General features: G+C 54.8%; 9 protein-coding genes. 4 read left to right on the top strand and 5 right to left on the bottom strand.

Features of this window, described 5'->3' with window-relative positions; translation table 11 throughout:
* Nucleotides 1–224: 224 nt before the first annotated feature.
* The 4 genes from AB7038_RS11985 to metB form a co-directional block, all read right to left on the bottom strand.
* Nucleotides 225–560: a carboxymuconolactone decarboxylase family protein gene (locus tag AB7038_RS11985; protein WP_368889519.1), complete on the bottom strand. Its 336-nt coding sequence runs from the start codon at nt 558–560 to the stop codon at nt 225–227.
* 148 nt (nt 561–708) lie between these two features.
* The gene (ppc, locus tag AB7038_RS11980; protein ID WP_004240786.1) at nt 709–3,342 is read right to left on the bottom strand and encodes a phosphoenolpyruvate carboxylase; all 2,634 of its coding nucleotides are present in this window, start codon (nt 3,340–3,342) and stop codon (nt 709–711) included.
* A 718-nt stretch (nt 3,343–4,060) separates the two neighbouring features.
* Nucleotides 4,061–6,493 carry a bifunctional aspartate kinase/homoserine dehydrogenase II gene (locus AB7038_RS11975; protein ID WP_369453387.1) on the bottom strand — a complete coding sequence of 811 codons (2,433 nt, stop codon included), beginning with the start codon at nt 6,491–6,493 and terminating at the stop codon, nt 4,061–4,063.
* A gap of 8 nt (nt 6,494–6,501) precedes the next feature.
* Nucleotides 6,502–7,662 carry a cystathionine gamma-synthase gene (gene metB, locus AB7038_RS11970; protein WP_072871477.1) on the bottom strand — a complete coding sequence of 387 codons (1,161 nt, stop codon included), beginning with the start codon at nt 7,660–7,662 and terminating at the stop codon, nt 6,502–6,504.
* Between the two features lie 183 nt (nt 7,663–7,845).
* On the opposite strand from metB, the gene metJ reads away from it, so the two are divergent.
* Nucleotides 7,846–8,163: a met regulon transcriptional regulator MetJ gene (metJ, locus tag AB7038_RS11965; protein ID WP_004236602.1), complete on the top strand. Its 318-nt coding sequence runs from the start codon at nt 7,846–7,848 to the stop codon at nt 8,161–8,163.
* 120 nt (nt 8,164–8,283) lie between these two features.
* On the opposite strand, the gene rpmE is transcribed toward metJ, so the two are convergent.
* Nucleotides 8,284–8,499, bottom strand: a complete 216-nt coding sequence (rpmE, locus tag AB7038_RS11960) for a 50S ribosomal protein L31 (protein ID WP_369453386.1) — start codon at nt 8,497–8,499, stop codon at nt 8,284–8,286.
* Nucleotides 8,500–8,802: 303 nt separating this feature from the next.
* Here rpmE and priA point away from each other — a divergent pair, with 303 nt between their 5' ends.
* From priA to ftsN, 3 genes are all read left to right on the top strand, one after another.
* Complete coding sequence (gene priA / locus AB7038_RS11955; protein ID WP_368889611.1) at nt 8,803–11,004, top strand: primosomal protein N'; 2,202 nt, start codon at nt 8,803–8,805, stop codon at nt 11,002–11,004.
* Nucleotides 11,005–11,255: 251 nt separating this feature from the next.
* Nucleotides 11,256–12,284 (top strand): DNA-binding transcriptional regulator CytR, encoded by a 1,029-nt coding sequence (gene cytR, locus AB7038_RS11950; protein ID WP_369453415.1) that lies wholly within the window; start codon nt 11,256–11,258, stop codon nt 12,282–12,284.
* Between the two features lie 77 nt (nt 12,285–12,361).
* Nucleotides 12,362–13,168 (top strand): cell division protein FtsN, encoded by an 807-nt coding sequence (gene ftsN, locus AB7038_RS11945; RefSeq protein WP_369453385.1) that lies wholly within the window; start codon nt 12,362–12,364, stop codon nt 13,166–13,168.
* Nucleotides 13,169–13,263: the final 95 nt, after the last annotated feature.

The following is a 13,263-nucleotide window of genomic DNA, read 5'->3' as shown; positions in this document are numbered from 1 at the left end:
GCAAGGCGGCAAAATGAAGAGTCCGGGGAGCATACATCAGTATGTGACCCGGGCGATGAATGAAGCCAACACCGCCATGGACTGAAGGATGACTGTCTGCTTTAAACGCTAAATCATTCAGTCTGCGGCAAGGCGGCAAAATGAAGAGTCCGGGGAGCATACATCAGTATGTGACCCGGGCGATGAATGAAGCCAACACCGCCACGGGCTGAAGGATGACGCGTTTATGAGAACTCTTTAAATGCCTTTAATGTATTCGCCGCATACATTACGGACGGCCCGCCGCCCATGCCGATAGCAATACCCAGGGCTTCTGATAATTCCTGCTCTGTTACCCCCAGCTCCACCAGCGTTTTGGTATGAAAACCAATGCAGCCGTCACAGCGGTTGGCAACGGCAATCGCCACCGCAATCAATTCTTTGGTCTTTTTATCCAGTGCGCCGTCAGCAGTGCTGCTTTGCATGACGGACATAAATGCTCCCATCACGTCCGGAATATTTTTGTGTAATTCCTGCATGTTGCCGGAGATATCTTTGATCACATCTTTGTAGTAAGACATAGTCACCTCAGTTATATGTATTAATAATATATATTATTATATAATATTAAATCAGATAATATACAACCCTTTTCCGGCAAAAGGATGTCAAAAAAAATGGCCGCTGATAAAGGCGGCCATCCGGGGTAAAAAAGACGTGCTGATAATATCAGCCGGTGTTACGCATCCCGGCAGCAATACCGGCGATAGTGACCATCAGTGCCTGCTCTACCTGCGGATCAGACTGATCGCATTCGCGTGAGCGGTGCAGCAGTTCGGCCTGCAGGACGTTCAGCGGATCGGTATACACGTTACGCAGGGCAATAGATTCCGCAATCCACGGCAGATCCGCCATTAACTGCTCATCTTTGGAAATCATCAGGACACTCTTAATATCCTGTGATAACTGTTCGCGCAGTTTTGCCCCCAGCGGCCACAGGCGCGGCTCCACCAGACGCTGGTCATAGTATTCCGCCAGCCATAAATCGACTTTGGCGAACACCATTTCCAGCATGCCGATGCGGGTTCTGAAGAATGGCCACTGGTAATACATCACTTCCAGCATGGCCCGGTTGCCTTCATCCACCGCAGTTTTCAGTGCCGCACCCGCACCCAGCCAGGCCGGCAGCATCAGACGGTTTTGCGACCAGGCAAAAATCCACGGAATCGCACGAAGCGTTTCCACACCACCGGTCGGACGGCGTTTTGCCGGACGGGAGCCCAGCGGCAGTTTACCCAGCTCCTGCTCCGGGGTGGCCGCACGGAAATACGGGACAAAATCCGGCTGTTCGCGGACATAGTCGCGGTACATCTCACAGGAAACATCAGAGAGGCGATCCATAATCGCTGCCCACTCCGGTTTCGGTTCCGGCGGCGGCAGCAGATTGGCTTCCAGACTGGCGCTGGCGTACATGGCCAGGCTGCTGATAGTGACCTGCGGCAGACCAAACTTAAAGCGGATCATCTCACCCTGTTCTGTCACACGCAGGCCACCTTTCAGGCTTCCCGGCGGCTGTGAGAGCAACGCAGCGTGTGCCGGTGCACCACCACGGCCGATGGTGCCCCCGCGTCCGTGGAACAGCGTCAGTGTCACACCTTCACGGGCGCAGACTTTAATCAGAGCATCCTGGGCGCGGTATTGTGCCCAGGACGCTGCCATCACCCCGGCATCTTTGGCGGAGTCGGAATAGCCGATCATCACCATCTGACGGTCATTGATCAGATTACGGTACCAGTCGATGCTCAGCAGGCGGGTGATGACACTCTCTGCGTTATTAAGGTCATCGAGGGTTTCAAACAGCGGTGCGACCGGCAGGGTAACCGGGCTGCCGGATTCTTTGAGCAGCAGTTTGACCGCCAGAACATCCGACGGCACTTTTGCCATCGAAATCACATAGGAGGCGACAGAATTTTCCGGTGATTCGGCAATCACCCGGCAGGTATCAAAAACTTCGCGGGTTTCATTACTGCACTCCCAGTTCTGCGGCACCAGCGGACGTTTTGACTGGAGTTCACGCAGCAGGAATTCCTGTTTTTCCTCTTCCGGCCAGGCGGCGTAATCCCCGAGGCCGAGATACTGAGTCAGTTCAGACAGCGCTTCGGTATGACGGGTGCTTTCCTGGCGCACATCAATACGCACCAGCTGCAGACCGAAGCAGCGGATACGGCGCAGCGTATCCAGCAGCTGGCCGTTGGCAATAATCTTCATGCCGCACTCAACCAGTGAGCGGTAGCAAAGATACAGCGGCTCCCATAACTCTTCGTTATCGGTCAGCAGGTTATCCGGTTTGATAGCCGGTTCACCGGCCAGGCAGCGCTCCAGATAATCCAGTGTGCTTTTCAGACGGGCGCGCAGTTGTTTGGTGATGACGCGGTACGGCTCGGCGGCATCCTCACCCACACGTTCACGCAGCTCCGGTGTGCACTCGCTCATGGAGAGCTCGGAGACCAGCACCTGAATGTCATTATAGAAAAGATCAGCCGCCTTCCAGCGGCTGAGGGTCAGCACGCGCCGGGTGATATCTGCCGTGACATTCGGGTTACCGTCGCGGTCACCGCCCATCCAGGAGGTAAAGCGGATCGGTGTGGCTTCCACAGACAGGTTGTAATCCAGTGAGGCCTCGAGCTGCTCGTTAAACTCGCGCAGGAACGCCGGAACACCTTCCCACAGACTGTTTTCCACCACAGCAAAGCCCCACTTCGCTTCATCAAGCGGTGTCGGACGGTCTTTGCGGATTTCATCAGTGTGCCAGGCCTGTGCCACCAGCTGACGCAGACGGCGCATAATACGATCGTGTTCATAATCAGCCAGGTCATCGTGATCCAGCTGTGCAAGACAGGTATTCACCGCCACCAGTTTGTGGATCAGGGTACGGCGGGCAATTTCGGTCGGATGCGCGGTCAGCACCAGCTCAATGGAGAGCTCATCCACGGCCTTGCGCATCTCTTCATTAGTAAAGTTTTTGGCTTTCAGCTGATCAAACAGCGCCGCCAGGGCAACCGGATTACTGGCCGCCTCACCGTGCGGCGAAATGCTGTGATACTGCTCCGCCACGTTGGTTAAATTCAGGAACTGGTTAAATGCGCGGGCAACCGGCAGCAGTTCTTCATTGGATAGATTTTGCAGTGTCATCAGCAGCTTCTGCCGCTGAATTTCATTACCGGCCTGTGACGCTTTGGATAACTTACGGATGGATTCTACTTTCTCGAGAATATGTTCACCCTGGGCCTCTTTGATCGTGTCTCCGAGTAGTTTCCCGAGCATACTGACGTTACTGCGCATTGCGGAATATTGTTGATTCATACGACCCCTGACCCTTATTGACGGCAGAATCCTATGACCGCCGGTGAGGAACTTTCAGCCGGCAGTTCTCTGTCCTGTACATCTTAGTGATTTCATACGACGGATTAATTCTTATTTTGTGACGCCGTTCCCTTGCATTTATCTCTGCCCTATATTCATATCAAAAAAAACGCGCTTTGAAAGGACTTTATCAGATTTAATTACCGTGCTGCCATCATGTTGCGCACAGGCAGATGCCGGATTATCGGGTAAAAATCCGTCCCGCCAGCATAATGAAAGGGAAAAACAAACGTCACAGACAGATATCGCGAATTAAGGCAAAAATAGTAACGATTCAGCCTGAGGGAAAATCCTCAGTCCGGCGGGGAAAAATTCAGCGGGAAAATGTAACAGGGAACCCTCAGCATAAAAACAGCGGGAAGTGAAAATAGTAACGGGATGCAATTAAATCCGTTAATTGCATCCCGCCGGGATTGTTTCTGTCCTCAGACTGACTTCCTGTCAGAAAAAGCACATCCGGTGCATATCCTTACCATGACATCCTGTCACAGCCATCATCCATAATGGTTATATATCCACATTGAAACATCACCATGCGCTATTTATACCAACCCTGTACTATAAACGTAATAAGATAATTCCCGTTATCGTCATTTTTTGTTCTGCTCACAGGATGTTTCAGACAATTTAACCCCGTAAGTCATCGCAATCCGATGCATTACAGCAGTTGTACCAGACGGTTTAAATCCGACTGGATCGCCCCTGCTGTGACATCCCGTCCGGCACCCGGCCCGCGTATCACCAGCGGATTATCGCGATACCAGCGGCTTTCCACCGCAAAAAGGTTATCACCAGGCTGCAATGAGGCCAGCGGGTGATCAGGCCGGACAGCTTCCACCCCGACCCGTGCTTTACCGTTGGCATCAAAGCGGGCCACATAGCGCAGCACCATGCCCATTTCCCGGGCGGCTTCCAGGCGGCAGGCCATCTGTTCATTCAGCGCGGTGACATTCTCAAAGAAGTGATCCGGTGTGCCTTCCTGTGCCGCTTCCGGGACCAGGGATTCCACCCGGACGTCTTCCGGTTCGATTTCATACCCGGCTTCACGGGCAAGAATAATCAGCTTGCGCATCACATCCTGACCGGACAAATCAATACGCGGATCCGGCTCGGTCAGCCCCTGCTGCCAGGCCTGTTCCACCAGCTCGCTGAACGGTACAGTACCGTCGAATTGCAGGAACAGCCAGGAGAGTGTGCCGGAGAAGATCCCGCTGATCGCAATAATGCTGTCACCGCTTTCATGCAGATCGCGCACACAGTGGTTGATCGGCAATCCCGCCCCGACGGTGGCGTTGTACAGCCAGTGGCGTCCGGTTTTGCGGAACGCATCGCGGATCTGGCGGTAATCGCGGGTTTTTGCCGCCCCGGCAATTTTGTTGGCACTGATGACATGGAAACCGTACGCGGCAAAATCAGCGTAGCTTTCCGCCAGGGTTTTGCTGGCTGTCAGGTCGATAATCACCAGGTCATCAAACGGATGGTTGCGCATCCACAGATACAAAGTGTCCTCATCGGCGATCGGCTCGGCTTCCTCATTGAAGAAAGCCAGTGCGCGGCTCGGATCCAGCCCGTCGTAACTGAGCAGCGCTCTTTCGCTGTCCGCCACCCCGGCGAGAACAAATTCAAACCCGCTGCGGGCAGAGAGATTGCTCTGCTCACGCGCAAACAGCTCCAGCCAGCGGCTGCCGATATTGCCTTTGCCGAATACCATCAGGCCGATCTGTTTTTCCGCACGGAACAGGCTCTGGTGCAGACCCTGAATCACGTGTCCGGTCTGACGGGTACGCAGAATAGCCACCAGGCTGATGCCGTCTTCGGCCTGCCAGATAAATTCCACCGGCTGATCTTTGAGCTGCTGATAAAAACGGTGGTAATGCAGGAGGTTTTTACAGACCCCCGCCCCGACCAGCGCCACCAGCGAGAAGCCGTCACGCAGTGTCAGAGAGCCCGGCAGTCCGGCGCTTTCCAGCACGTGCAGGGCGCTGTCTGCCACTTCGGCGGTATAACTGAGCTGAATAAGATTGTCATCATTATGCAAACCGACCGCCAGCGGGCGGATCTGGCTGCGTTTAAGCAGCAAATCAATACTTTTATAACGCGCCTTCGCATCATCCCCGGCCGGCAGGCGGATATCAATCAGACAAACCTCATCGTGGTTGGTCACAATCTTCGCCCCGGTGCCGGATGCCAGCACGCGCTCAATTTTTGTCGAGCCCTGTTCCGGCTGATAACTGCAGCGCAGCTGTAAATCGATATCACTGACGGACACCGGCTGTAAGGTGCGGGTATGCAGTACCGGTGCCGCCAGACGAGCCAGTTCACTGGCTTCATCCAGACGCAGCAGCGGCAGCAGACAGGCATCTTTGACTTTGCGCGGATCCGAGCTGTAAACCCCCGCGACATCACTCCAGATAGTCACTTTTTTCACCCCGGCCAGCGCGCCGACCTGAGTGGCGGAATAGTCACTGCCGTTACGGCCGAGCAGCACGGTTTCCCCGGCAGCGTTGCGGGAGATAAACCCGGTCACCACCAGGCGCTTGCCCGGATGCAGCACCAGCAGCTCTGCCAGCAGCGGCTGAGACCGCGCGGTATCGACTTCCGGCTGCGCCGCCCGCTCCGCGCACAGGAATGTGCGCGCATCCAGCCACTGCGACGCCATGCCCTGCTCCTGAAGCACCTGCGCCATCAGACGGGCAGACCAGATCTCGCCGTGGCCGACCACTTCCGCGTAAATCACATCATTCAGCGGGTGTTTCAGCAATTCCGCCAGGCGGTGAATATCATCATTAAACTGGAAGATCAGGACATTGGCCTGAATCTCCGGCAGCAAATCACTGATAAGGGCGGTCTGATAGCGTTGCAGGGTCAGTTGTGCCTGCTCTGCGGCAGCGCGGTCACTCTGACTCAGTTTGACCCAGTTAATCAGCTGGTTGGTGGTGCTGCCGGCGGCAGACACGACCATCAGGTCATCCGGCTCACTGTAGTTCGCCATAATATTCGCCACCCGCAGATAGCATTTTGCATCTGCCAGGCTGCTGCCGCCGAATTTATGTAACTGACGCCCTTTTTCATCAATCGCCAACGCACTCATGATTACCCTTACCCCTTAGTCACTGACTGAAATGCGCGATCCAGATCAGCAATCAAATCACCGCTGTCCTCAATCCCCGCAGAAATACGTAATAAGCTGTCTGAAATTCCCGCTGCATGCCGCGCCTGCTCCGGCATTCCCGCATGTGTCATCGTCGCGGCATGAGAAATCAGCGTTTCCACCCCGCCTAATGACTCTGCTAGTGTAAAGAGAGACAGGTGAGATAAAAAGCGGGAAATTGCAGCTTCATCACCATTAATGTCAAAACTGAGCATTGCGCCGAATCCTTTCTGCTGCTTTGCGGCCAGTTCATGCCCGGGATGCGTCGCCAGTCCCGGATAATACACCTTTTTCACCAGCGGCTGGCGCACCAGATAATCCGCCAGAATTCCGGCATTTTTTTCCTGTAGGGTAATCCTCGGGATCAGAGTGCGGATACCGCGCAGCAGCAGATAGCTGTCAAACGCCCCCAGTGTCACACCGATATTATTCGCCCACCACACCAGTGTTTCGCAGTGCTCCGCATCTGCGGCGATCACCACACCGGCGACCACATCGGAATGCCCGTTCAGGTATTTGGTACAGGAATGGATAACAAAATCCGCCCCCAGCGCCAGCGGCTGCTGTAATGCCGGACTGAGAAACGTGTTATCCGCCGCCACCAGCGCCCCGGCCTGATGTGCCTTTTCACTGACGGCCGCGATATCCGTGATGCGCAGCAGCGGATTGCCCGGTGTTTCAATCAGCACCAGTTTCGGTTTTTCCGCCAGCGCGGCACTGAGTGACACCTCATCATTCATATCCGCAAAGCGGACAGTAAAATGGCCGCGCTGCTGACAACTGTCGAGCAGCCGGTAAGTGCCGCCGTAGCAGTCATGGGGGGCCACAATCACATCCCCCGGTGACAAAAACACGGTAAACAGCAGATGCAGTGCTGACATCCCGCTGCTGGTCACCACCGCCCCGGCGCCGCCTTCCAGCTCAGCCAGTGTGCGCCCGGTGATATCCCGCCCGGGGTTGCCGCGCCGTGAATAATCATGTTCGCGCGGACTGTTAAAGGCCGGAAAATTATAGGTCGATGAGAGATACACCGGCGGTATGACACAGCCGAATTGGGTCTCTTCATTGAGTCCGTTATGAATTGCCGCTGTCGCGGGTTTACGTGCCATACCTCTTTCCCTGTCAGTAACTGAACGAGTTATCAGCATATCCGCGGTTCATTTAGCCGTCAATATGTCTGGACATCCATCCTGCTTTACGGTTATATATACAAGTGGGATAATACCGATATCAGTCAGGTACTTTTCTGTGCCCGGCTCCTCCTCAAACTGACTAAGATAACAAGGTAATCCATGGCTGAATGGAACGGCGAATATATCAGCCCTTATGCTGAGCATGGCAAAAAAAGTGAGCAGGTAAAGAAGATTACAGTTTCTATCCCGTTGAAAGTACTTAAAATTTTAACGGATGAGCGCACGCGCCGCCAGGTGAATAACCTGCGTCATGCCACCAATAGCGAACTGTTATGTGAAGCATTTCTGCATGCTTTTACCGGACAGCCACTGCCCGATGATGATGATCTGCGCAAAGAGCGCAGTGATGAAATCCCGGAAGTGGCAAAAGAAATTATGCGCCAGCATGGGGTCGACCCGGATACGTGGGAATATTGAGTTTTATCCGCGTGTTATACGACTTCTCAACCCGGAAACAGACATAAAAAAACGCCCTGTGAAATATTTTCATTCAGGGCGTTTTTTATGGAACAGAGCGCGGCATGCCGCGCAGTGCCATTATTTCTTCGCAGAAGGAACGCTGAAGCGTTTGTTGAAGCGATCAACACGGCCGCCGCTTGCAACGTCACGCTGTTTACCGGTGTAGAACGGGTGGCATTCGCCGCACACGTCCAGGTTCAGGTTGTGACCTACGGTAGAGTTAATTTTCATTACGTTGCCGCAAGAGCAGGTTGCAGTGATTTCTGCGTAGTTTGGGTGAATACCTTTTTTCATGGGAAAACCTCGGTTAAGGCCGTGTCGCTATCCGGGCCTTTTTGCCGGACACCACACGTCGTGTTGATGATAAGTTATCGGTGGTATTTTAATTACCAAAGGCGGCGGATCATACAGAAATTCCCTGAACCATGCAATGAAATCCGCTGTCTTTTTGTGGTATTCTGGATCCCGTTTTGCGGATAATTTCCCTGTTTTTACCGGGGAAAAGCTGAAATCCGGTGATTATTCAGACACTTTTACGCCTTTTCCGCCGCTGTGTATTTTTTACACGCCGGCGCTCTGCCGATGATGGACATTATAATGACAGTCGTCCGGGTGATATTACCAGTACCTCTGACACAAACATTTGACTATTTACTGCCTGATGATATGCCCCGCCCGGTACCGGGGGCACGGGTGATTGTGCCGTTCGGACGGCAGAAACAGGCAGTCGGCATTGTGGCTGAACTGACGGAAACCAGCACCTTCAGCCCGGAAAAGCTCAAACCGGTCATTGCCTGTCCGGATGATGACACTCTCTTTCCCGGTGATCTGTGGCCGCTGCTGAACTGGGCTGCACAGTATTACCACTATCCGTTAGGGGAAGTGCTGTTTCATGCCATGCCGATTTTGCTGCGTCAGGGCAAAGAAGCGGCCTTTGCACCGTTGTGGTGCTGGGAAGTGACTCCGGAGGGGCGTGAAATTGATATCCATACCCTCAAACGCTCCCCGAAACAGCAGCAGGCGCTGGCCTGTCTGCGCCGTCAGCCGGTTTACCGCCATCAGACTGCGGAATATGAACTCAGCGACAGCGCATTGCAGGGACTGAAAAAGAAAAACCTGATCACCCTGAACGATGTGCAGCCGGAGAGCAAACCCTGGCAGCCGGGATTTGCCGTCACCGGCGAACGCCTGAAACTCAATACCGAGCAGGCCACCGCCGTGGGGGCGATCCGCGCAGAGCAGCATCAGTTTTCCCCCTGGCTGCTGGACGGTGTGACCGGCTCCGGGAAAACCGAGGTGTATCTCAGTGTGCTGGAAAATGTGCTGGCCGAAGGCCGCCAGGCGCTGGTACTGGTGCCGGAAATCGGCCTGACACCCCAGACCATCGCCCGCTTCCGCGCCCGTTTTCAGGCGCCGGTGGACATTCTCCATTCCGGCATGAATGACAGCGAACGGCTGGCTGTCTGGCTGCGGGCAAAACGCGGGGAGACCGCCATTGTTATCGGTACCCGCTCCGCGCTGTTCACGCCGTTTACCTCACTCGGCATCATTATTATCGATGAGGAGCACGACGGCTCCTATAAACAGCAGGACGGCTGGCGTTATCACGCCCGTGATCTGGCGGTGTTCCGCGCCAAGAAAAATGATATTCCGATTGTGATGGGCACGGCGACTCCGTCACTGGAAACCCTGTTTAATGTCCGGCAGAAAAAATACAAAGTCCTGCCGCTGACGCAGCGGGCGGGAAATGCACAGCTTGCCGACCAGCATCTGCTCGACCTGAAAGGGCTGCCGCTGACCTCCGGGCTGTCACAGCCGCTGATCAAACGTATCCGCCATCATCTGGCCGCAGATAATCAGGTTATTCTGTTCCTCAACCGGCGCGGCTTTGCCCCGGCAATGCTGTGCCATGAGTGCGGCTGGATAGCGGAATGTCCGCGCTGTGACCATTTTTACACCCTGCACCAGAACCACCGGATGCTGCGCTGCCATCAGTGCGACAGCCAGCGCCCGGTACCGAAACAGTGTCCGCAGTGCGGCTCCACACAACTGGTGCCGGTCGGGCTGGGCACTGAACAACTGGAAGAGAGCATTACCCCGCTGTTCCCGGATATTCCGGTCACACGGCTGGATCGCGATACCACCAGCCGCAAAGGCGAGCTGGAGCAGCATCTGGCGGATGTGCATCAGGGCGGCGCACGCATCCTGATCGGTACCCAGATGCTGGCCAAAGGACATCACTTCCCGGATGTCACCCTTGTCGCGCTGCTGGATGTGGACGGCGCACTATTCTCCGGTGATTTCCGCGCGGCGGAGCGCTTTGCACAGCTCTACACCCAGGTCTCCGGCCGGGCGGGACGCGCCGGGAAACGCGGCGAGGTGATTTTGCAGACTCACCATCCGGAACATCCGCTGCTGACTGTGCTGCTGGAAAAAGGCTACGCCGCCTTTGCCGCACAGGCGCTGAATGAGCGGCAGAGTGTCTGTCTGCCGCCATACACCAGCCAGGTGATGATCCGCGCCGAAGATCAGAATAACCAGCGGGCGAATGCATTTCTGCAAACGGTACGCCAGTTATTCGAATCCCATCCGCTGCGGGATGAGCATTTCTGGCTGATGGGGCCGCTGCCTGCTATTCAGGCCAAACGCGGCGGACGTTTCCGCTGGCAGTTACTGTTACAGCATCCGTCCCGCAGTCAGCTGCAGAAAATTGTCGCACAGGCTATTCCGTATATTCAGCAGATGCCGGAAAGCCGGAAAGTCCGCTGGAATGTGGATGTCGATCCGACCGACGGCTGAGACTGATGTCTCACAGAAAGTGCGTGCTATCTCAAAAAATTGAGATAACTCACAGTTTTATGCAAACCAGGTAACAGATTAATTTTACAAAGGGCTTAGAATAGCCGTTAATAGAACGATTAATAAACCGTCTGAGTTTCACTTAAGAAGCTCAGGCGGTTTTTCACAGGCATGTGAAAAGTACAGCGGACCATAATGATCACAAAAACCGCGCAATCGATACACTTACAGGGTAACCAAAGGAATTAATGATGGAACCACGCCGCAATGATACCGGCGCGACAATGAAAGATGTCGCCAGAGCCGCAGGCGTCTCGACCGCGACCGTGTCGCGGACACTGATGAATCCGGAGAAAGTGTCCGTGCAGACACGGCAGAAAGTGGAAAATGCTGTCCTGGAAGTGGGGTATTACCCGCACAATCTGTCCCGGGGGATGAAACGTAATGAATCCCGGACCATTCTGGTGATTGTGCCGGATATCGGCGATCCGTTTTTTACTGATATTATCGTCGGTATCGAAGAAATTGCCGCCAAACACGGCTATCTGGTCCTGATCGGCGACTGCCGTTATCAGCACAAGCCGGAACACACCTTTGTGAATCTGATTGTCACCAAACAAATTGACGGCATGGTGCTGCTCGGCTCCGATGTGCCGTTTGACAGCCGCCATGATGAACAGCGCCACTTCCCGCCGATGGTGATGGCCAACGAATTTGCCCCGGAGCTGGAGCTGCCGACGGTGAATATTGATAACCTGACCGCCGCCTTTAATGCAACCCATTACTTACAGTCACTCGGACACACCCGCATCGCCTGTATTTCCGGCCCGGAAGAGCTGCCGTTGTGTCAGTACCGTGTCGAAGGGTATATTCAGGCCATGCGCCGCATGGGAATGCCGGTACGGGAAGAGTATCTGATACGCGGGGATTTCACCCACGAGAGCGGCGCGGAATGTGCCGCACAGCTGCTGGCACTGCCGGAACCGCCGACCGCAATTTTCTGCCACAACGATATTATGGCGATCGGCGTTCTCTGGGCGGCCAGAAAACAGGGGCTGACACTGCCGCAGGATCTCTCGGTTGTCGGTTTCGATGATTTACCGGCTGCACAATACTGTTCGCCGACCCTGACGACTATCGCACAGCCCCGTTATGAAATCGGCCGTCAGTCTTTTTTACTGCTGCTGGAACAGTTGCAGGGACACACCGTGGCAAAAGGTTCGCGCCTGCTGGATTCTGATTTAATCATCAGAGAAAGTGCCTGCGCGCCTAAAAGCTAGGCAAAATCCATAAGGTTAAGTAACATGTAATGCTGAATAATATGTTCCCTTAACCGACTCATTAGTGAATTGAAACAGTGGCACAACGAGATTATGTGGGACGCGGACGCTCTGCGCCGCGTAAAAAAAGTAAATCACGGAAGAAAAGTCAGGCGAAAGGCCTGCCGTTCACCACATTGGTGATCGCCGTGGCACTGGTGGTCGTTTTTGTCGGCGGCCTGTTCTATCTGGTCCATAACAAAAAAAGTCAGACCGCTTCTGACAGCATCATTCCGCCTGCGCATCAGCAGAGTACCGGTAACGGGCTCCCGCCGATCCCGGAGGAGCGCTGGCGTTATATCAAAGAACTGGAAAACCGCGAAGCCGGGGTACCGGAGCAGTATTACTCTAACCCGCAGGCACCGGCCAACCGCATTGATCCGAATGCCAAACTGACCCAGGAACAGCGGCAGCTGCTGGAGCAGATGCAGTCTGATATGCAGCAGGCACCGGTTCAGTTGCAGGAAGTACCGGCGAACGGTGCCGTTCCGCGCTCTCAGGTCGTGGTTACCGGTCAGGATCCGCAGCTGCGTATGCAGCCGGAAACCCGTCCGGCACCGCAGCCGGCCGAAAAACCGGCTGAGAAACCAAAACCGGTGCAGGAAAAACCGCAGGCTGCGCCTGAGCGCTGGTTAATCCAGTGCGGATCATTCCGTGAGGGTGGTCAGGCAGAAGAAGTCCGCGCCGGTCTCGCCTTCTCCGGTATCGAAAGCCGGGTATCCCAGGGCGGCGGCTGGTATCGTGTGATGCTCGGCCCGTATGAAAAATCCGCCGCGCAGTCGGTGAAAAGCCGTGCCGCAGATGCCGGCGTAACAAATTGTATTCTTCGCTCCGCCGGGGGTTGAAATCCTTCAGCCCTCCCCCCATATCTCTAGTTAATTCTGTGCCGCCGGGAATATACCCGGCGGCCTCTCTCCATCCTTTAGCACAACCAGGGGCT

The sequence above is a fragment of the Morganella morganii genome (genome assembly GCF_041099235.1).
Classification (GTDB): Bacteria; Pseudomonadota; Gammaproteobacteria; order Enterobacterales; family Enterobacteriaceae; genus Morganella; species Morganella morganii_E.
This window is presented reverse-complemented; position numbering and strand designations above follow the sequence as displayed.